This window comes from Pseudophaeobacter sp. A-200-2 (assembly GCF_041008815.1).
In the GTDB taxonomy this organism is placed as follows: Bacteria; Pseudomonadota; Alphaproteobacteria; order Rhodobacterales; family Rhodobacteraceae; genus Phycobacter; species Phycobacter gallaeciensis_A.
The window spans coordinates 73,012-93,605 of sequence record NZ_JAXGFU010000006.1 but is presented as its reverse complement, the minus strand read 5'-3'; the positions used below and the strand labels follow the sequence as shown (position 1 = coordinate 93,605).

The window sequence follows — 20,594 nt, the reverse complement described above, 5'->3', positions numbered from 1 at the left end:
GGGGATTACAGCATGACCATTCTCAAAGGGGCCGCTGCTCTGTGCCTTGCGCTTTCCGTTGCGGCTTGTACCGATGTCACCGACAAGACTCGCGACCAGAACATTTTTGACGGCAAAAGCGGCGATCTTTCGCAGCTGACCGCCGGCATCTGGGTGGATCCGCAGGGCTGTGAGCATTGGATCATCGATGACGGTGTCGAAGGCTACGCCGACTTGCGCCGCACGCCGGACGGAAAACCCGTCTGTAACAGCGAATTGCCGCGCAATGTCGCAACCGGGCCGTTCAAGTCTGGTTCCACCTATGGCGACCCGCTGTAAGCGCACCAAACGATTTTAGGAACAACGCAGCCGCCCGTCTCTGGGCGGCTGTTTTCTTTTGCCGTTCTGACCCCGTCCGTATTGTGTCAGCCCATTTTTGTTTCAACCGTGTGAATTTTGCCGGGCTGCGCTTGCACAGGGCGCGCGGCAGAGGCACATTGAAGGAAACCGCAAGCCAGAGGAATAGAGATTGGTCACCAGCGCCCCGCCGTCGTCGTCCCACCCCCATCCCGACACCGCACATGAAGTGCTGCTGGAATTTCCTGACAATCGCCTGCTGATCGACCTCTGTGGGGAATACGACCGCAATATCGCTGATATCGAACAGAAGCTGGGCGTGCAGATCCTGCGCCGGGGCAATCTTCTGTCGGTGATGGGCGAGGAAGCAAGCCGCGAACAGGCCGCAGCGGTTCTGACTGCGCTCTATGACCGGCTGGAAACAGGCCGTAGCGTCGAAAGCGCCGATGTGGACCGCGAACTGCGCATGGGGCCGTCGGATCAGACCGATCCGGGCGGCCAGTTGGAAATGTTCAGTGGCGGCAAGGTCGAAATCAAGACCCGCAAGAAGCTGGTGGAGCCGCGCACCGACGCGCAGAAGGTCTATGTGCAGGCGTTATATGAACACGAGCTGGCATTCGGCATCGGCCCGGCCGGCACCGGCAAGACCTATCTGGCTGTCGCGGTCGGGGTCAGCATGTTCATCACTGGACAGGTGGACAAGATTATCCTTTGCCGTCCTGCTGTTGAGGCGGGCGAACGGCTCGGATTCTTGCCTGGCACCCAGGAGGAAAAGGTCGATCCCTATATGCAGCCGCTTTATGACGCGCTGAATGACTTCCTGCCCGGCAAGCAACTGGCCAAGTTGAAGGAAGAGAAGACGATCGAGATCGCGCCGCTGGCATTTATGCGGGGGCGCACGCTTTCGAATGCCTTTGTGGTGCTGGACGAGGCGCAGAACGCCACCACCATGCAGATGAAGATGTTCCTGACCCGCCTTGGCGAAGGTTCGCGCATGGTGATCACTGGCGACCGCAGCCAGGTCGACCTGCCGCGCGGCGTGCCGTCTGGCTTGGCGGATGCGGAGCGGTTGCTGAGCAGCATTCCCAAGATCAGCTTCAATTATTTCACCGCCCGCGATGTGGTGCGTCACCCACTGGTGGCGGCGATCATCGAAGCCTATGACGCGGATGTTCCGGCAATCTGATCCCGGCGCCCTGCGCCGGGTCCGTGATGTCGGACCCCAGCGGATATGTGAAAGCGACAGATGACATTAGAGATTTCCACCGAAGACAGCCGCTGGGATGCGGTTGCGTTTGAGGCGCTGGCGGAGCGGTCCATCGGCGCTGCGCTTGCGCATTTTGATCTGGAGGCCGAGGAGTGCGAGATTTCCCTGCTGGCCTGCGACGATGCGCGCATCGCGGATCTGAACGCAGAATTCCGTGAAAAGCCGACCCCGACCAATGTGCTCAGCTGGCCAGCCGAGGAACTCTCTGCCGAGGAGCCGGGCGGGGACCCTCTGCCGCCAGAGGCTGATTTTACGGGCGAAATCCCGCTGGGTGACATTGCCATTGCCTATGAAACCTGCGCCCGTGAGGCTGAGGAAGCGGGCAAACCGCTGGCAGATCACCTCTGTCATCTGCTTGTTCACGGAGTGTTGCATCTTTTGGGTTACGATCACATTCGCGACCCCGACGCCACACTTATGGAGGGGCTGGAGGTCGAGATACTTGGCAAACTGGGTATCGATAACCCATATACGGTAAATGGAAGCCCCTGAACGGGGCATATTGGATAGGATAGATGGGCGACATAGAAGGCAGTTCTAACGCAGCGCATGGCGCGCTGCATATGAAGAGTGAGGCCATAGAGGCCACGGAACACGCGGAAAAGACCGGACTGTTGGGGCGTATTTTCGGCTCCTTGTCGACCTCTGCCGCGACGGAGGAACAGGAAGAGCAGCAAGACGCTGTCTCCGAGGTTCAGCCACATGGCATGATCAATCTGCGCCGGATGCGGGTTGAAGATGTTGCTATCCCCTCGGCCGAGATCGTGGCCGTCCCCGTGACAATCGAAAGCGACGATCTGGTGCAGGTCTTCCGCGACAGCGGCTTTACCCGAGTCCCGGTTTACGAGGGCACGCTGGACACGCCGCTTGGCTTTGCTCACCTCAAGGATTTTGCCCTGACCCATGGGTTCAACTGCGGGGCGGAGCCGTTCAATCTGCGCGAGATGCTGCGCCCGCTGCTATTTGTGCCACCGTCGATGCCCATCGGGGTGCTTCTGGCCAAGATGCAGGCCGAACGGCGGCATATGGCGCTGGTGATCGACGAATACGGCGGTGTCGACGGTCTGGTGACCATCGAAGACCTCATTGAGCAGGTCATCGGTGAGATCGAGGACGAACACGACACCGGCGAGGATCAGACCTGGTTTCGGGAAAAATCTGGCTGCTATATCGCCCAAGCCCGCACGCCACTGGATGAATTTGAGGCCGAGATCGGCCAGTCGCTGACCAATCACGACGATGTCGACGAAGAAGAGATCGACACGCTGGGTGGACTGGTCTTCATGCTGTCGGGCCGGGTGCCTGCCCGCGGTGAGGTGATCGTGCACCCGGACGGGCCTGAGTTCGAAATCATGGATGCCGATCCCCGTCGGATCAAACGGCTGCGGGTACTGGTGCCCAACGCTGCGGAATGACGAAGGTTTCCGGTCTGCGCAGCAGGTTGGGGCGCTTGGCCCCCCATTTGCCGGTCCTTGCGCTGGCCTTTGGCTTTGGCGCGCTCATGTCGCTGGCGCTGGCCCCCAATCACATGCTCTGGACCGTGCCAATTGCACTGGCGGTGATTGGCGCCTTTGCCCTGCGGGCGCAGACGTCCTGGTCTGGCGCCATGTTGGGCTGGGCCTTTGGGCTTGGCTATTTCGCTTTTGGCCTGTCGTGGATCGTTGAACCCTTTCAGGTGGATGCGCAGCGGCACGCCTGGATGGCGCCCTTTGCCCTTGTGTTTCTGGCCGGTGGTCTGGCGCTGTTCTGGGGCGCCGCCTTTGCCGGGGCCGTGCGGTGGAGCAGGGGGGCAGCGCGGGTCGCCCTGCTGATTGCCTTCTGGAGCCTTGCAGAATTTGCCCGCGCCTATCTTCTGACGGGGTTTCCCTGGGCCGCTTTCGGACAGTTCTGGATTGATACGCCCGCAGCGCAGCTGCTGCCGTGGATTGGTCCGCAGGGGCTGGCGGTTCTGACGCTTGCCGCGTTTCTGCCGCTGGCGTTGCTGCGCCAAAGCCCCGCGCGGGCGTTCCTGCCCGGTGGTGCACTTGTGGCTCTGGTGGCGCTGCTGCCGTCTCCGCCCGAGGTCGAACTGACCGATCATAAGGTGCGCTTGGTGCAGCCCAATGCGCCGCAGCACCAGAAATGGCACCCGGATCTGCGGTGGGATTTCGTGCGCCGCGCCATGGGTTTTAACGCCCAAGGCCCGCGCCCTGATATGATCATCTGGCCGGAAACCGCGGTGCCGCAACTGCTGAACTATGCCGGGGATACGCTGGAGGCGATCCTTGAGCAGGCGCCCGGCGTGCCGCTGCTCCTTGGGATCCAGCGCGAGGAAGGCGGCGCCTATTTCAATTCCGCCGCCTTGATCGGGTCTGATGGATCTGCTGGGCAGATCTATGACAAGGCGCATCTGGTGCCTTTCGGGGAGTACGTGCCCTTTGGCGATCTGATGGCGCGGTTCGGATTCCATGGATTGGCCTCTCAGGCCGGTGCGGGCTATGCTGCGGGACCCGGCGCGCGGCTGATGGATCTGCCTATCGGCAAGGCATTGCCGCTGATCTGCTACGAGGCAGTCTTCCCGCAGGATGTGAACGCCGCACCCGATCGCCCGCACATGTTGGTGCAGATCACCAATGATGCCTGGTTCGGCACTCGTTCGGGGCCCTATCAGCATCTGGTGCAGGCGCGGATGCGGGCCGCAGAGCAGGGGCTGCCGATGCTGCGCGCCGCCAATACCGGTATTTCCGGCGTGATTGACCCCTATGGGCGTCTTGGCCCGTCGCTGCCCCTGGGGGAGGCTGGCTATGTGGATGTGATCCTGCCCGCGGCGCTTCCCGCGACCCCTTACAGCGGAACCGGGGACTGGCCGGTGCTGATCCTGCTGCTGGGGCTGGCAGGTGCGGCGCTGCGCCGCGGCGGAAATATGCAGGCGCGTTCATAGCTGCTCAACCTCTGGCCGGTAAAAGCATTGACGACAACCGTCTTCCCACGTAGGTAGTTTCGGTTCCTCCCACAACGGCTTCCTGGCGTGGCGAGGCGAAACCAAATGGAGCACTTTTCATGACCCGCAAGCACTATATTTTCACTTCGGAATCCGTTTCCGAGGGCCATCCGGATAAGGTCTGTGACCGGATTTCCGATGCCGTTCTGGACGCCTTTCTGGCGGAAGAGCCAGAAGCGCGTGTCGCGGCAGAGACCTTTGCCACAACCAATCGCGTTGTGATCGGGGGCGAGGTGGGTCTGTCCGACCAGGACAAACTGCACGATTACATGGGCAAGATCGACGAGATCGCCCGCGCCTGCATCAAGGACATCGGCTACGAGCAGGACAAGTTCCACCACGAGACCGTGGAAATCACCAACCTGCTGCATGAACAGTCCGCCCATATCGCGCAGGGTGTCGATTCGGCCGAGAACAAGGACGAAGGTGCTGGCGACCAAGGCATCATGTTCGGCTTTGCCACCAATGAAACCGACGCGCTGATGCCCGCGCCGATCCAGTTCAGCCACGCGATTCTGCGCCGCCTTGCCGAAGTGCGCAAGAACGGCACCGAACCTGCACTGGGTCCCGATGCCAAATCGCAGCTGTCCATCAATTATGAGAACGGCAAGCCGGTGGGCGTCAACTCGCTGGTGCTGTCGACCCAGCATCTGGACGAGTCGCTGACATCCGACGATATCCGCCAGATCGTGGAACCTTATATCCGCGAGACCCTGCCCGAGGGCTGGCTGACCGCAGAAACCATCTGGCACGTAAACCCGACCGGCAAGTTCGTGATCGGCGGCCCTGATGGCGATGCCGGCCTCACCGGCCGCAAGATCATCGTCGACACCTATGGCGGTGCGGCCCCGCATGGCGGCGGCGCCTTTTCGGGCAAGGACCCGACCAAGGTAGACCGTTCGGCGGCCTATGCTGCGCGCTATCTGGCCAAGAACGTCGTTGCCGCTGGCATGGCCGACAAATGCACCATCCAGCTGTCTTATGCGATTGGCGTGTCTCAGCCGTTGTCGATCTATGCTGACACCCACGGCACCGGCGACGTCGCGCCTGAGGCGATCGAAAAAGCCATTGGTCAGGTGATGGATCTCAGCCCGCGCGGCATCCGCTCGCATCTGGGCCTCAACAAGCCGATCTATCAGCGCACCGCAGCCTATGGTCACTTTGGCCGCGAACCCGATGCCGATGGCGGCTTCAGCTGGGAACGCACTGATCTGGTCGAGGCGCTGAAAAAGGCCGTCTGATCCGGTCAGGCAGTGTATTGCAAAACGGGGGCGGGCCACGGGGCCTGCCCCTTTTTGATCCGCGACTGGTGTAGGGCGCAGGGCTTGAGCTACGCGCCGGGGCCGAACTAGACTTTACCGGCGGGGAATGCCCTTCGCGCAAAGGAAGCCATGTCCATATGAACCGTTCATCCCTGACTATGTTCTCGCTGCTTTGCCTTGTGCTGCTGGCATTGCCGTTACCCCTGCTGGCCAGGGAGCCCCTGCCGCAGAAATTTCGTATCGACGGCGAGGCCTTGGTGTTTGACACCGAAACCGACATCACCGGCGCGGCGTCCGAGATCACCCCCGAGGACATCGACGCCTTTCGCACCATCCTGGCAGACAACCCGCAGGTCACCGAGATCCGTCTGAACAGCAGCGGCGGCAGCGTCTATGCCGGGGCCGAGATCGCCTGGATCGTGATGGATCACGGGCTGAATACTTCGGTCGATGGGGAATGTGTCAGCGCCTGTGTCGATATCTTTCTGGCCGGGCAGCGGCGGCGCATGATGTTGGGGTCCAAGATCGGGTTTCATCAGCGCAGCTGGGCGCCGGAGGCGGTGCAAAGCTACTATCGCGAATGGCGCGATGACGAAGATTGGGCCACCCCTTTTGAATTCGGCTCCTGGATCTATCAGGACACTCAGGAGGAAATCTACGAACAGCTGACCTATCTGGTATCGCGCGGGGTCGATCCGGCCTTTGCGATTGAAACCATGCGGGTGCGCCCCAATGCCGAATGGTACCCGTCCCGCTTGCGGCTGGTGGCTGCCGGAGTGTTGCGGGAACAGGCGCCGCAGGATCAGTCGCACCGGGACAGCTCTCTTGACCCGCAGGGCGGCTTGCGGCAGATGGACGCCCAGCATTCGCCCGCCTGCGCCTGTTAATGGCGAAACGCAAATTCGGGCGTGGAAACACCGGCAATGAAAAGGCCCGTCCGATGTCTGATGACAAGAAAACCAGCTCTGCCAGCCACCCGGCGCGGACCGATGCGGCCGACAAACACGCCAGCGGCGCGCCTTGGCGCAATTTCTATGGCCGTTTCAGCGGCAAGACCCTGAAGGACAGCCAGCGACGTTATCTGGACGAGGACCTCGGGGCGCTGTCGCCCGGGGCGGTGGGCTGGGATGAAAACCCGGAGCGCAATCCGCTGGATCTGCAGGCGCTGTTTGGCGGTCGCGATGTTTGGCTCGAGGTCGGCTTTGGTGGCGGTGAGCATCTGGTGCATCAGGCCCAGAAAAACCCAGGAGTCGGCATCATCGGCGCCGAACCCTTTATCAACGGGGTGGCCATGCTGCTGGGCAAGATCCGCAAGGCAAATGCGGATAATATCGCAGTGCATCCCGGCGATGCGCGCGATCTGATGGATGTGCTGCCCGAAGCGTCGATTTCGCGCGCCTTCCTGCTCTATCCCGATCCCTGGCCGAAGAAACGCCATCACCGCCGCCGCTTTGTGACCCAGGAACATTTGGAGCCGCTGGCCCGCTGCCTGAAACCCGGCGCGATTTTCCGGGTGGCGACGGATATTCCTGATTACGTCCGCCAGACCTTGGAAGAAGTGCCAAGAGCGGGCTTTGAATGGCTGGCCGAACGCCCTGCCGACTGGCGCGAGCCCTGGGACGACTGGATTTCCACCCGTTACGAGCAAAAGGCCCTGCGAGAAGGGCGAACGCCGCATTACCTGACCTTCCGCCGCCTTGGCTGATATCGGGGTGATATGGGCGTGATCTTGCGCTGATCGGCGCTGGACCGGATCACGGCAATTCGTTACCGATAGCGGAAACAAAAGCATTCGCGACACTCTGACAAAGGAAGCCTTCATGTCCGGACACGGTACGCCTACCCCGATGACCTCTCACCGTGCCGACCCGCTGGCAGGCGTGGCCAAGGTGCCGGGCGACAAGTCGATTTCGCACCGGTCCCTGATCCTTGGCGCCATGGCCGTGGGCGAAACCCGGATCTCAGGACTTTTGGAGGGCGAGGACGTTCTGGACACGGCCAAGGCGATGCAGGCCTTCGGGGCCGAGGTAATCAACCATGGCGGCGGAAAGTGGTCGGTCTTTGGTGTCGGTGTCGGCGGTTTTGCCGAGCCGGACAATGTGATCGACTGTGGCAATTCCGGCACCGGCGTGCGGCTGATCATGGGCACTATGGCGACCTCGCCGATTTCAGTGACCTTCACCGGCGATGCCAGCCTCAACAAACGTCCGATGGCGCGGGTTACCGATCCGCTGGCCCTGTTCGGCGCGCAGGCGGTGGGCCGCTCTGGCGGGCGGCTGCCGATGACCATCGTCGGGGCGGCGGATCCGGTGCCGGTGCGCTATGTGGTGCCGGTGCCCTCGGCGCAGGTGAAGTCGGCTGTTCTGTTGGCAGGCCTCAACGCGCCGGGGCAGACCGTGGTGATCGAGAAGGAAGCCACCCGCGACCATACCGAGCGGATGCTCGAAGGGTTCGGCGCCGAGATCACCACCGAAGAGACCGAAGAGGGCCGCGTCATCACGTTGACCGGTAGGCCCGAGCTGAAACCGCAGGTGATCGCGGTGCCGCGCGATCCATCCTCAGCCGCCTTCCCGGTCTGCGCGGCGCTGATCACGCCCGGATCGGACGTGCTGGTGCCGGGAATTGGCCTCAACCCGACCCGCGCGGGACTGTTCACTACCCTGCGCGAGATGGGCGCGGACCTTACATATGAAAACGAACGTGTCGAGGGCGGTGAGCCGGTCGCCGACCTGCGGGCGCGCTATTCTCCCTCGATGAAGGGGATCGAGGTGCCGCCTGAACGCGCGGCCTCGATGATCGATGAATACCCGGTGCTCTCCGTCGTTGCTTCTTTTGCACGGGGCGAGACCATGATGGCGGGCGTCAAAGAGCTGCGCGTCAAGGAAAGCGACCGGATCGACGCCATGGCGCGGGGCCTGCGGGCCAATGGCGTTGCCGTCCGTGAAGGCGACGATTGGTGGGCTGTGATGGGCCTTGGCCCCGAAGGCGTACCCGGCGGCGGCACCTGCGAGAGTTTCCTTGATCACCGGATCGCCATGTCCTTCATGGTGATGGGCATGGCGGCGCAAAACCCGGTCTCCGTTGATGATGGCGGCCCGATTGCGACCTCCTTCCCGATCTTCGAGCCGCTGATGACCGCGCTTGGCGCCAAGTTCACCCACGCTTGAGATTTCGGAGCGCTTTGCAGCATGACCACCCGTTTCACCATCGCCATCGACGGTCCGGCTGCGGCAGGCAAGGGAACGATTTCCAAAGCGGTCGCCGCGCATTTCGGCTTTGCTCATCTGGACACCGGCCTGTTGTACCGCGCTGTCGGGGCGCGGGTGCTGGGTGGTGAAAAACCGCTTGAGGCCGCGCGGTCCCTTGTGGCTGCGGATCTGGAGGCCGAGGGGCTGCGCACGGCCGAGGTGGCCCAGGCCGCATCGAAAGTGGCGGTGATCGCCGAGGTCCGTCAGGCCCTGGTGGATTTCCAGCGCAGCTTTGCCCGCCGGGCCGGGGGCGCGGTGCTGGACGGGCGCGACATCGGCACGGTGATCTGCCCGGATGCCGAGGCGAAACTCTTTGTCACCGCCAGCGCCGAGGTCCGCGCCCGCCGCCGGTTCCTGGAGCTGAGCGAAAACGGATCGGACAGCGATTACGACACCGTTCTGGCTGATGTGAAGGCCCGGGACGAACGCGACATGAATCGCAGCGAGGCGCCGCTGAAGCCTGCGGATGATGCGGTGGTGATCGATACCAGCGATCTGAGCATCGAAGCCGCCATCGCGGCGGCCATTGCGGCGATCAAGGACCGGCAAGGCTGACCGGAAACGGGGGAGGCGGCGGCTGTTTCCGCCGCCAGTAGCCGGGGCGCATCCTTGTCGTGACAGGGATGCTGAGTCCATTTCCCCTTGCCAGCAAGGGGGAATCTGCTTATACGGCCCCTGTCGAAAGAGATGCGAAAACGCACCACGGACAGTCTGAGCAGGGTCGGGGCAACCTCCGGCCCTTTGTGTTTGTTTGCTCCAGACGGTTCAGATGCGTGATCTCAGACCGACCAACCCATTCAGACCGGCGGAGACAACCGCATGGCCAGCTAAATAAGATATGTAAAGGAAATCCGAGACCACATGGCTCAGAACACATCGATGGAGGAATTCGAAGCCCTCCTGAACGAAAGCTTCGAAATGGACACACCCGATGAGGGGTCCGTTGTTAAAGGCAAGGTCATCGCAATCGAGGCGGGCCAAGCCATCATCGACGTCGGCTACAAAATGGAAGGCCGCGTTGATCTGAAAGAATTCGCAAATCCTGGTGAAACTCCCGAAATCGCCGTTGGCGATGAAGTGGAAGTCTTCCTGCGCTCGGCTGAAAACGCCCGTGGCGAAGCTGTCATCTCCCGCGAGATGGCGCGCCGCGAAGAAGCCTGGGATCGCCTGGAAAAAGCATACGCAGACGATGCCCGCGTCGAAGGCGCGATCTTCGGTCGCGTCAAAGGCGGCTTCACTGTCGACCTCGGCGGCGCCGTGGCCTTCCTGCCCGGTTCGCAAGTTGACGTCCGCCCCGTGCGCGACGCTGGCCCGCTGATGGGTCTGAAGCAGCCCTTCCAGATCCTGAAAATGGACCGTCGCCGTGGCAACATCGTTGTCTCCCGTCGCGCCATCCTGGAAGAATCGCGTGCCGAACAGCGTGCAGAAGTCATCGGCAAACTGTCCGAAGGCGATGCGGTTGACGGCGTGGTCAAGAACATCACCGAATACGGTGCGTTTGTTGACCTCGGCGGCGTTGACGGCCTGCTGCACGTCACCGACATGGCATGGCGCCGTGTGAACCACCCCTCCGAGATCCTGTCGATCGGCGAAACCGTCAAGGTTCAGGTCATCAAGATCAACAAAGAGACCCACCGTATCTCCCTCGGCATGAAGCAGCTGCAGGAAGATCCGTGGGATCTGGTTGGCGCCAAGTTCCCGCTGGGTTCGGTCCACAAGGGTCGCGTCACCAACATCACCGATTACGGTGCATTTGTTGAGCTGGAGCCCGGTGTCGAAGGTCTGGTCCACGTCTCCGAGATGTCCTGGACCAAGAAGAACGTGCACCCCGGCAAGATCGTTTCGACCTCGCAGGAAGTCGACGTCATGGTTCTGGAAATCGACGGCGCCAAGCGTCGCGTGTCCCTGGGCCTCAAGCAGACCATGCGCAACCCGTGGGAAGTCTTTGCTGAGACCCACCCCGAGGGCACCGAAGTCGAAGGCGAAGTCAAGAACATCACCGAATTCGGTCTGTTCATCGGCCTCGAAGGCGACATCGACGGCATGGTTCACCTCTCCGACCTCAGCTGGGACGAGCGTGGCGAAGATGCGATCCAGAACTACCGCAAAGGCGACATGGTTTCGGCCGTTGTCTCCGAAGTGGACGTTGAAAAAGAGCGTATCTCCCTGTCGATCAAAGCCCTGGGCGGCGACAAGTTCGCCGAAGCCGTGGGCGGCGTGAAGCGTGGCTCGATCGTGACCGTCGAAGTGACCGCCATCGAAGACGGCGGCATCGAAGTGGAATACGAAGGCATGAAGTCCTTCATCCGCCGCTCCGACCTGTCGCGTGACCGTGCCGATCAGCGCCCCGAGCGTTTCTCGGTAGGTGACAAGATCGACGTCCGCGTGACCAACGTTGACAGCAAGACCCGCCGTCTGGGTCTGTCGATCAAGGCACGCGAGATCGCGGAAGAGAAAGAAGCAGTGGAACAGTATGGCTCCTCGGATTCCGGCGCATCGCTGGGCGACATCCTGGGCGCAGCGCTGAAGACCGGCGACTGATCTTCAGAGATTTCTCTGTTCTGACAATCTGGAAAGCCCCGCAATTTGCGGGGCTTTTCTGTGTTCTGGGGCATGGAAAGGTGACAGTCCGGAGTATGGGTTAGTAAAATCCCACGCAATCTCCTTTTGGTTGCAATGATGTCTAAATGTCTCTGGTTGAGACTGCGGCGAACGAATTCAGCTTCAGGAGTAGAGACATGACCACATTTTCCGGCCTTTCTATTGTCAATAATTCCGCCCTTACACTGATTAATGCCTCAGCCAGCGACAGGGGCGCTCAGGCCCGGGTCGAATCGGGTGATCAAGGGACGGCCTGGGGCGTGGACAGGCTAAATTCGCTCGCAAAAGCAGAGATTGACTATCGAACTAAGGAGCACGAAATCTTTGAGAATGCCCGTGGAAAATTAGAATCTTCCACAGCCAGAAGGAGCAAAGCGGCCCAGAGCAAGATTCTCGCGGAGCGATACCACAAACTGGCGGCCAATATGGCGGCGGCCTTGGAAAATCTTGGCGGCCAGGAGCGATCTTTTGGCGGAACAGTTGTCGCCTTGTTCAAGACCCCGGACTCCGATGCGCTGAGCATTGTTAGCGGCAAAACTGTCAGAAATATTTCCTCCCAAAATGAAGCCTCTTTTGCCATTAGCGCCAAAAAAGTCCGCGGGGTTGGCACAGAGGGAGGGAATGATGCCATCAGTATCGAAGCTGATTGGGTGGAGTCCGTAGGCACGGATCGTGACGGCCGCATGCACGCTAGGCAAACCAAATCTGGCAATCTTGTACTCGGGTGGCGCTCCAAAACAGTCAGCAATGATGCGGTCGCGATCAAGGCCAAGCGCGTAAGCGGTGTGTCCACCAAAGGCGGCAACGATGCGATCGCGATCGAATCCGACTTGGTAAAGAACATCCATGCGGGCGAGGGGAACGATTCCGTAGCCATTCGTGGCGGGGTTGTCAGCGGTATTTACGGCGCCGACGGTCAGGACACCATATCCGTAGATGCTGGAATTGGTGCGTCAGCTGTAACGCAAGAGGGGAAGTCGGCTTTGAATTGGATGTCAGGGTTCTCTGGCTATACCCGAGCAGAAACGGCGGAGGAACGCGTGAGGCAGGCAACAGCGGCTTATCTTGGCCGGGCGGATATCCATGGAGGGGCAGGGGATGACTTTATTTCCGTTACGGTTCAGGAAACCCTGTCAGTTAATGGAGGCACCGGCAATGATACGATTTCGATTGGCGGCGGAACTGTGGCGATGAGCGTTGGACGTGACGCAGGCCATGACACCGTGCAGGTCGCGCGCGGCGCCGAATTGATGCTGGAGATCGACACTCAAACATATACTGCGAAAAAGGACGGAAACGACCTGATCATTACGCACGCCGGCGGGTCCGTAACCATCAAGGATTATGAACAGGCATCGGCAATCGCCATTAAAGGCAGGTATGCAGCAAGCGAAGACGAAATCAACGACTTGCTCAGTCCTGAGGAAGCAAAGCGAGTCATTTCTAATGAAGTTGAGCGTCAAGCTAAGATGCGAGAGGAGAATGCGGCCTTTTATGAGAGTCTTGAGGCAAAAAATCTGCGTGGCGGCGTGGCGGTTACATTGGATACGACCAAGACGGTGGATATCACTGTGCCGGAGGCGGAGAACTTTTATCGGCCCATCCATGACTGGAGCAATACCTTGTCTTCCGCGCCCATGGAGTATGATATGGTGATGTTTCAACTGGACCCCAAGGAGCCAATCGATATGCGCGTTTGATCTCAACCTGAGATTTCCGCGCTGATTTTGACACCTCGGGGCCCCGGGCCTGAGCGGGCGGCGAATCAGGTCCGGCCGCAGGCCGTCGGCGGCGCGAAACCGGGCCCGGGCGGCGGCAAACTGCCCTATAGGCAGCAAATGGCTGGTTTTACAAAGCAATTTCGTGCAATCTCCTCAGATTAGGAGGTTGGCGACGCCTGTTTTTGTTCCCGGCGCGCCGATTTTTTCCTATAGTCGGGAACACTCGACAAAGGATTGCGTTGGCTTGGGAGGGCAGAAAGGATGATCCGCTCTGAACTGATTCAGAAGATTGCAGACGAAAACCCGCACCTGTATCAGCGGGACGTCGAAAGGATCGTGAACACGGTATTTGAGGAAGTGACCGATGCGATGGCCCGGGGTGACCGGGTTGAGCTGCGCGGCTTTGGCGCTTTTTCGGTGAAAAAGCGCGATGCGCGGGTTGGTCGCAATCCCCGTACCGGCGAAACGGTCCATGTTGAGGAAAAACATGTGCCGTTCTTCAAGACTGGAAAGCTCTTGAGGGACCGTCTGAACGGAAAGGCTTAAATGCGCTATATTCGGTATGCCATCCTGGCTTCGCTTGGGATCATTCTGGTCTCTGTGAGCCTTGCGAACCGCTCTGTTGTGGAGCTGAAGCTGATGCCAACCGCCCTGGCGGAACTGGTGGGCTGGAACCCGGGCATCGCCCTGCCGCTGTTTGTCGTGGTTCTGGGCGGCGTTGCGGCCGGTCTGGTGATTGGCTTCATCTGGGAATGGCTGCGCGAGCACAAGCACCGCCGCGAGGTCGGAAATCAGACCCGCGAGGTGAAGAAACTGTCCCGCGAAGTGCAGAAGCTGAAAAAGCAGAAGCACGAAGGCAAGGACGAAGTTCTGGCGCTGCTGGACGACGCGGTCTGATCTGATGGCTGCTGACATCCGGGTAAAGGTCTGCGGCCTCAGCACGCCGCAGGACGTCGATTGCGTGGCGCGCGCGGGCGCGGCCTACGCAGGCTTTGTCTTCTTCGAAAAATCACCACGCAACGTTTCCTATGAAACCGCTGCAACCCTGGCCGCTGCTGCGCCCGTGGGTCTGTGCAAGGTTGCCCTGACGGTCAACGCGGGCGATGCGGAGCTGGATGCGCTGACAGAGGCCGTGCCGCTGGACATGTTGCAGCTGCACGGCAAGGAAACACCCCAGCGCGTGGCCGAGGTCAAGGCGCGCTACGGCCTGCCTGTGATGAAGGCCATCGGGGTGGCTGACGCGGCGGACCTGGCGCAGATTGATATTTACTCCGATGTGGCTGACCAACTTCTGATCGATGCCAAACCGCCCAAGGGCGCTGACCTTCCGGGCGGCAACGGGCTTGCCTTTGACTGGCGCCTGCTGGCCGGGCGCAAATACTGGCGCAAGCCCTGGATGCTGGCCGGTGGTCTGACCCCGGAGAACGTTGCCGAGGCAATCCGGATGACCGGTGCCCGTCAGGTCGATGTGTCCTCGGGCGTTGAAAGCGCCCCCGGCGTCAAGGATGCGGACCTGATCCGCGCCTTTGTGGAGCACGCAACGGGTTAAGCCCAGATTGGCGACGGGCTTGCGGCTACCGGAGCCGCGTCCCGGCTTCGGGCCGGTCATCCCGGTGACTTTACCGCAGATGGCGCGATTCCTGTCTGGTGTCTCTTTACCCGTCGCCTGCTGCCCTATACTCAGAAGCAGTGCCGCGCAGAGAGGAACAATCATGGCCGAAGATCTTTTCAACAGCTTCATGAACGGGCCCGACGAAAAGGGTCGCTTTGGCATTTTCGGCGGGCGTTTCGTCAGTGAAACGCTGATGCCGCTGATCCTCAGCCTTGAAGAGGAATACGACCGGGCCAAGGACGACCCGACCTTTTGGGCCGAGATGGACGATCTGTGGAAGAACTACGTGGGCCGTCCCAGCCCGCTGTATTTCGCGGAACGCCTGACCAATCATCTGGGCGGCGCCAAGATCTATATGAAGCGCGACGAGCTGAACCACACCGGCGCCCACAAGGTGAACAACGTGCTGGGTCAGATCCTGCTGGCCCGCCGCATGGGCAAAACCCGGATCATCGCCGAAACCGGTGCCGGTCAGCACGGCGTCGCCACGGCGACCGTCTGCGCCAAGTTCGGCCTGAAATGTGTGGTCTACATGGGGGCCCATGACGTCAAACGTCAGGCCCCGAACGTGTTCCGCATGCGTCTGCTGGGCGCCGAGGTGATTCCGGTGACTTCGGGCCGGGGCACGCTGAAAGATGCGATGAACGATGCGCTGCGCGACTGGGTGACCAACGTGCGTGACACCTTCTACTGCATCGGCACCGTGGCAGGCCCGCACCCTTATCCGGCGATGGTGCGCGACTTCCAGTCCGTCATCGGCAAGGAAGTGCGCTGGCAGCTGGCCGAACAGGAAGGCGAAGGCCGCCTGCCCGATACGCTGGTTGCGGCGATTGGCGGTGGCTCCAACGCGATGGGCCTGTTCTACCCGTTCCTGGACGACAAGAGCGTCGGCATCATCGGGGTCGAGGCTGGCGGCAAGGGCGTGGACGAGAAGATGCAGCATTGTGCCTCGCTCACCGGTGGTCGCCCGGGCGTGCTGCACGGCAACCGCACTTACCTCTTGCAGGACGACGATGGTCAGATCCTCGAAGGCTTCTCGATCTCTGCGGGTCTGGATTATCCCGGCATCGGCCCGGAGCACGCTTGGCTGCATGACACGGGCCGCGCCGAATATGTGTCGATCACCGACAAGGAAGCGCTGGAGGCATTCCAACTGTCCTGCGCGATGGAGGGAATCATCCCGGCGCTGGAGCCGAGCCACGCGCTGGCCCATGTGATGAAGATCGCGCCGACCCTGCCCAAGGACCATATCATCGTGATGAACATGTGCGGTCGCGGCGACAAGGACATCTTCACGGTGGCGCGCCATCTGGGGTTTGACATGTCCGACACCGAAGAGGGCCGCGATCTGGAAGATTGATCCGATCCGCCTGATCTATCTGCAAACACAGGAAAAGAGCTGCCATCTGGCGGCTCTTTTTTTCGTTTTCGGCGCCATAAACCCAGGTTTATGCGCCCTAAACCAACCGCAGTCCGGCCGGAATTTAAACCTCTGTCGAATGGTTCTTGCCGGGCCGAGCGGTTCAGTCTGGGTCAAGGCGGCTGAAAACCCACCGCCAACGTGATCAATAAAAGGAAGATCCTGATGAACCGCGTACTTCTGACCAGCACCGCAATCCTCTTGGGCCTTGCAGCGACCACCTATGCCTCTACCGATACAGGCTCGGGCGAGCAGAACCAGAATTCCTACGAGCACGCCTATCAGAACCAGAACCAGCATCAGAACCAGAACGAGCATGCCTATGCCTATGGGAAGTCCGATGATGCGGGTGAAGACGACCACGGCGAAGGCCATGGAGAGGGCCACGGCGAGGGCGGCGAAGGCCACGGTGAAGGTGGCGAGGGCCATGGCGGTGAAGGTCACGGTGGCGAGGGCCACGGTGGTGAAGGCCATGGCGGTGAGGGCCACGGCGGCGGTGGCGAAGGCCATGGTGGTGAAGGAAACGGTGGTGAAGGTCACGACTAACCCGACGCGCGTCCCTTAAGCGCACCCAAGGCGCCTGTGGAGCATCCGTCCCAACGCTCCATTTCCCCCCGGCGCCTCACAAGGTTCAACCGCGGTATTTTCTGCCTGATACCGCGGTTGAGCTTTTCTGCCGATCAGTGGCATTGTCCCACAGAGCAACCCATCGCCCCGTTGAAATCACACGAAGGAGGACACAGCCCATGCGCAGCCGGATCGCCGACGTCCTCTTTGGTCTTGTCATGTTGCTGACATATCCGGGCGTCGCCTTGGCCGACTCCTTCACGGACAGAATTACCGATCAGCTGCGCCAGCAGGGTTATGGCGAGATCGTGGTGACGCGGACTTTCCTTGGCCGCTACAGGATCGTGGCCACAACCGACCGGACCGAGCGCGAGATCATTGTGAACCCCGGCACCGGTGAGATCCTGCGCGATTACATCGAAGACAAGGATGACGACAGCGCCAGCAGCGGCCTTTTCAGCCTGTTTGATCGCCTTGGTGGCGAAGACGGAGACAGCGACGGGGATGATGGCGGCGAAGACGGGGATGACGGATCTGACGATGGCGGCAACGGCGATGGTCCCGGCGCGGGCGGCCACGGCGGTCATGGGGGTGACGGACAGGGCGGCTCCGGTGAAGGTGGCGATGGCGAAGGCGGGGACGGTGATGACTGATCATGGGCCGGACGCGCCTGTGCTGACCAAACGCAGGGCAGCCGCATGAAGACGGGTTGGTTCCTTCCCGTTCTGGTATTGGTGCAAGGTCTTTGCGCCATGTTTTTCGTTTCCGATATCGCGCTTACGGTGCTGGGGCTACGGTCCCGTCCGATCAGCTGGCAGACCCGCGAATTTCTGGAAATCGGCGCCGCACTGGGACTCGTGTTGGGGGTGGTGCTGGGCTGGATTGCCTACCGGCGCAGCCAGCAGCGGGTGCGCGCGGTCGAGGAAAGCCTGCGCCTGATGCAATCCGCCTTCAAGGATCACCTAGAGGAACGGTTCTGCGCCTGGGGTCTGACCCCGGCCGAACGCGATGTGGCGCTGTTTTCCCTCAAGGGCCTCAGCCTTTCGGAAATCGCAGAGCTGCGCCAAACCTCGGACGGCACGGTCAAGGCGCAGAGCAATGCGATCTACCGCAAGGCCGGGGTCAGCGGCCGTACGCAGCTGCTGAGTCTGTTCATCGAGGATCTGATGAGTGACGACGGCTAGGGTCTGCGCTTAGGCACTGTGGGCCTTCAGGACGTCGATTGGCACGACGTCGAGCGCCCGTTGGTGGGTGCCTTTCAGGTTCACTCGCGGCGCACAGCCTTCATCGGCGGCCTGCAGGAACCGAGCGGCGCAGAGGCACCAGCAATCGCCGGGTTTTAGTCCCTTGAACTGGAATTCGGGTCGTGGCGTGCTGAGGTCATTTCCCACATATTTCGAATAAGCAAGGAACTCTGCCGTCATCACCGTGCAGACGGTGTGGCTGCCCTGATCCGCCGCGCAGGTGTTGCAGGCGCCATCGCGGAAAAAGCCGGTCATCGGATCGGTGGAGCAGGGCTCAAGCGCCTCTCCCAGAACATTGATGCTGTCGTCTTTTTCCATGCGGGTCTCCCTATAATGCGCGGGCGATCTGTCGAAACATCTCGATATTAGCGCGGTTTACGCCCTTGTCGCGGAATTTTCTGTCTGCTGCCGTGCTGACGATCACCACGTCCCGGTCCTGGTCGATATAGATGTATTGGCCATAGACACCGCGGGCGAGGAATTCGCCGTCATGGGCGCCGATGGGCACCCACCATTGATAGCCATATCCGATCTTGCCCTCCTTGGTCGGAGCAGAGGGGCGGGTCGAGGCGGCGATCCAGTCGGCAGGCACGATCTGCTGACCGTTGTACCGGCCGTCCTGTTCGATCATCAGGCCGAACCGGGCACAATCGCGGGTGGTGATATTGAGCCCGCCCAGCACAAAGGCCACGCCGTCGCCATCGGTCACGTAATAGGGTGCCTGTTCCAGCCCCAGCGGGGTGATGATCTTTTCCGACAGGAGGTCCGGAATGCTGCGCCCGGTGGCGCCCCGGATCACCATGCCGATCACATGGGTGTCGATCGACACATATTGCCAGGTGCTGCCCGGAGCGGCGAAGCTGTCCTTCAAATCGGCAGCGAACTGGTCCAGCGCCCCGCCCAATGCGATCTCGCGGCCCATGCGGTTAATGTCGGAGTCATAATCCAGGTAATCCTCGTCAAAGGTGACGCCGCTGGCCATGTTGAGCACGTTACGGATGCTGGCGCCGTCATAGGCTCTGCCTTTCAGCAGCGGCGCGTATGTGGTGACCGGATCGTCGAGCGAGGCAATCGCACCTTCCTCCAGCAGGATCCCGAACAGCGCCGAAAGATAGCTTTTCGCCACCGACCAGGAAATCCGCCGGTCCGTCTCAGCAGTGCCAAGGTGATAGCTTTCGTGGCGGATCTGCCCGTCCTTCAGCACCAGAAGAGAGGTCACGGCGCGGGCATCGATCCAGTCGTCCGCTCCGGCGGGCAGGGTCATCGCCTCGCCTGTGGCAAGGGGCACGACGGGTCCGTCGCCGCGCGACACCGGCCGGGTCAGAAAGGCGCCCTCCATGTTGGAGAAATTTGCCACGATCCTGTCTTCGGCAAACAGCGAATTCACCGCCCAAAGGCGCATGATCTCGTCCCGTTTCCACAGGCCTGCCGCCAGCAGGACAACGGCTGCAATGGCCAGGACACGCCCGGCTATCCGCATGAGTTTGCGCATGTCTTTCCTCCCCTTTACGGTCAGCCTAGCCGCCGGGGTGAACCCGCGCAAAGCGGACGCAACGGAAAGCAGCCTACTTGAACTTGTCCACCAGACGCTCAAGCGGGGAGCGGTTGTCCTGTGTCTCGGGGGCTTTGTCCGCCTGCTTTTCCGCCTTGGCCTGCTTCTCCTGCCCCTTGGGCGAAGTGGAGCTGCGTGGCGGCGCGGTGCGCAGGGCAACCGCATTCATGAATTTGCCGCCGTCCCCTTTGGCCAGCGATGCTGCGCCGTCGGAAATGCCGCGCATTAAATCGTCGAGCCAGTCTTCGTCCGCCTTGGGGAAATCGCGTAGCACATAACCTGCCACGGCGTCCTTGTGGCCGGGATGACCGATGCCCAGACGCACGCGGGCGTAGTCTGCGCCGATATGGGCGTGGATCGAGCGCAGCCCGTTGTGGCCCGCGTGGCCACCGCCCTGTTTGACGCGCGCCTTGCCGGGAGCCAGATCCAGTTCGTCATGCAGCACGGTGACATCCGCTGGTGTCAGCTTGTAGAATCGCATGGTTTCCCCGACGGACTGGCCGGAATTGTTCATGAAGGTCTGCGGCTTCAGCAGCAGCACCTTTTCACCGCTCAGGGTGCCTTCGCAGATCTGTCCCTGGAATTTCGACTTCCAGGGGGAAAACCCGTGGTCTTCGGCGATCCGGTCCAGCGCCATGAAGCCGATATTGTGCCGGTTTCTTTCGTATTTGGCGCCGGGGTTTCCCAGTCCGACAAAGAGTTTCATGGGCTCTCTCGCTGTTTGCAGATCTCTGCCTGATACATGCCCGCTGCGCGCCCGGAAATCCAGAGCCGGGGCAGATGG

22 protein-coding genes and 1 riboswitch are annotated in these 20,594 nt (G+C 61.2%); of the genes, 19 read left to right on the top strand and 3 right to left on the bottom strand.

What is annotated here, in order from left to right; genetic code table 11:
* The first annotated feature begins 12 nt into the window (after positions 1–12).
* From SM766_RS10690 to SM766_RS10600, 19 genes are all read left to right on the top strand, one after another.
* Positions 13–318 carry a hypothetical protein gene (locus tag SM766_RS10690; protein ID WP_065272323.1) on the top strand — a complete coding sequence of 102 codons (306 nt, stop codon included), beginning with the start codon at positions 13–15 and terminating at the stop codon, positions 316–318.
* Between the two features lie 190 nt (positions 319–508).
* Entirely contained in the window at positions 509–1,522 is a 1,014-nt protein-coding gene (locus SM766_RS10685; RefSeq protein WP_368947767.1) for a PhoH family protein, read from the top strand.
* A gap of 60 nt (positions 1,523–1,582) precedes the next feature.
* Positions 1,583–2,095: an rRNA maturation RNase YbeY gene (ybeY, locus tag SM766_RS10680; RefSeq protein ID WP_368947766.1), complete on the top strand. Its 513-nt coding sequence runs from the start codon at positions 1,583–1,585 to the stop codon at positions 2,093–2,095.
* A 23-nt stretch (positions 2,096–2,118) separates the two neighbouring features.
* The gene (locus SM766_RS10675) at positions 2,119–3,018 is read left to right on the top strand and encodes a hemolysin family protein (protein ID WP_368947765.1); all 900 of its coding nucleotides are present in this window, start codon (positions 2,119–2,121) and stop codon (positions 3,016–3,018) included.
* Positions 3,015–4,523 (top strand): apolipoprotein N-acyltransferase, encoded by a 1,509-nt coding sequence (gene lnt / locus SM766_RS10670; RefSeq protein WP_490363354.1) that lies wholly within the window; start codon positions 3,015–3,017, stop codon positions 4,521–4,523. Before SM766_RS10675 ends, lnt begins: the two co-directional genes overlap by 4 nt.
* Positions 4,524–4,586: 63 nt before the next feature.
* Positions 4,587–4,636: riboswitch (SAM-SAH riboswitch) on the top strand.
* A 6-nt stretch (positions 4,637–4,642) separates the two neighbouring features.
* Positions 4,643–5,824, top strand: a complete 1,182-nt coding sequence (gene metK / locus SM766_RS10665; protein ID WP_065272328.1) for a methionine adenosyltransferase — start codon at positions 4,643–4,645, stop codon at positions 5,822–5,824.
* Positions 5,825–5,982: 158 nt separating this feature from the next.
* A complete protein-coding gene (locus SM766_RS10660; RefSeq protein WP_368947764.1) occupies positions 5,983–6,732 on the top strand; it encodes a COG3904 family protein in 750 nt (249 codons plus the stop codon).
* Between the two features lie 53 nt (positions 6,733–6,785).
* Positions 6,786–7,550, top strand: coding sequence for a tRNA (guanine(46)-N(7))-methyltransferase TrmB (trmB, locus tag SM766_RS10655; protein WP_368947865.1), 765 nt, complete (start codon positions 6,786–6,788; stop codon positions 7,548–7,550).
* 115 nt (positions 7,551–7,665) lie between these two features.
* The gene (aroA, locus tag SM766_RS10650; protein ID WP_368947763.1) at positions 7,666–9,012 is read left to right on the top strand and encodes a 3-phosphoshikimate 1-carboxyvinyltransferase; all 1,347 of its coding nucleotides are present in this window, start codon (positions 7,666–7,668) and stop codon (positions 9,010–9,012) included.
* Between the two features lie 21 nt (positions 9,013–9,033).
* On the top strand, positions 9,034–9,648 hold the full coding sequence (gene cmk, locus SM766_RS10645) for a (d)CMP kinase (RefSeq protein ID WP_274835346.1): 615 nt from the start codon (positions 9,034–9,036) through the stop codon (positions 9,646–9,648).
* A gap of 306 nt (positions 9,649–9,954) precedes the next feature.
* The gene (rpsA, locus tag SM766_RS10640; protein WP_065272332.1) at positions 9,955–11,634 is read left to right on the top strand and encodes a 30S ribosomal protein S1; all 1,680 of its coding nucleotides are present in this window, start codon (positions 9,955–9,957) and stop codon (positions 11,632–11,634) included.
* A 197-nt stretch (positions 11,635–11,831) separates the two neighbouring features.
* Positions 11,832–13,394 carry a hypothetical protein gene (locus tag SM766_RS10635; protein WP_368947762.1) on the top strand — a complete coding sequence of 521 codons (1,563 nt, stop codon included), beginning with the start codon at positions 11,832–11,834 and terminating at the stop codon, positions 13,392–13,394.
* Between the two features lie 282 nt (positions 13,395–13,676).
* Positions 13,677–13,961 (top strand): integration host factor subunit beta, encoded by a 285-nt coding sequence (gene ihfB / locus SM766_RS10630; protein WP_065272335.1) that lies wholly within the window; start codon positions 13,677–13,679, stop codon positions 13,959–13,961.
* Complete coding sequence (locus SM766_RS10625; protein WP_274838002.1) at positions 13,962–14,312, top strand: lipopolysaccharide assembly protein LapA domain-containing protein; 351 nt, start codon at positions 13,962–13,964, stop codon at positions 14,310–14,312.
* Between the two features lie 4 nt (positions 14,313–14,316).
* Positions 14,317–14,964: a phosphoribosylanthranilate isomerase gene (locus SM766_RS10620; RefSeq protein WP_368947761.1), complete on the top strand. Its 648-nt coding sequence runs from the start codon at positions 14,317–14,319 to the stop codon at positions 14,962–14,964.
* Positions 14,965–15,127: 163 nt separating this feature from the next.
* Positions 15,128–16,387, top strand: coding sequence for a tryptophan synthase subunit beta (gene trpB / locus SM766_RS10615; protein WP_065272338.1), 1,260 nt, complete (start codon positions 15,128–15,130; stop codon positions 16,385–16,387).
* Positions 16,388–16,612: 225 nt separating this feature from the next.
* Complete coding sequence (locus tag SM766_RS10610) at positions 16,613–16,993, top strand: hypothetical protein (RefSeq protein WP_368947760.1); 381 nt, start codon at positions 16,613–16,615, stop codon at positions 16,991–16,993.
* Between the two features lie 200 nt (positions 16,994–17,193).
* Entirely contained in the window at positions 17,194–17,667 is a 474-nt protein-coding gene (locus SM766_RS10605) for a hypothetical protein (protein ID WP_368947759.1), read from the top strand.
* Between the two features lie 99 nt (positions 17,668–17,766).
* Positions 17,767–18,198 carry a helix-turn-helix transcriptional regulator gene (locus tag SM766_RS10600; protein WP_368947758.1) on the top strand — a complete coding sequence of 144 codons (432 nt, stop codon included), beginning with the start codon at positions 17,767–17,769 and terminating at the stop codon, positions 18,196–18,198.
* Between the two features lie 9 nt (positions 18,199–18,207).
* Here SM766_RS10600 and SM766_RS10595 read toward each other — a convergent pair whose 3' ends face one another.
* The 3 genes from SM766_RS10595 to pth form a co-directional block, all read right to left on the bottom strand.
* Positions 18,208–18,576 carry a DUF2237 family protein gene (locus tag SM766_RS10595; RefSeq protein ID WP_368947757.1) on the bottom strand — a complete coding sequence of 123 codons (369 nt, stop codon included), beginning with the start codon at positions 18,574–18,576 and terminating at the stop codon, positions 18,208–18,210.
* Between the two features lie 10 nt (positions 18,577–18,586).
* Positions 18,587–19,750: a serine hydrolase domain-containing protein gene (locus SM766_RS10590; protein WP_368947756.1), complete on the bottom strand. Its 1,164-nt coding sequence runs from the start codon at positions 19,748–19,750 to the stop codon at positions 18,587–18,589.
* A gap of 73 nt (positions 19,751–19,823) precedes the next feature.
* Positions 19,824–20,516 carry an aminoacyl-tRNA hydrolase gene (gene pth, locus SM766_RS10585; RefSeq protein WP_368947755.1) on the bottom strand — a complete coding sequence of 231 codons (693 nt, stop codon included), beginning with the start codon at positions 20,514–20,516 and terminating at the stop codon, positions 19,824–19,826.
* Positions 20,517–20,594: the final 78 nt, after the last annotated feature.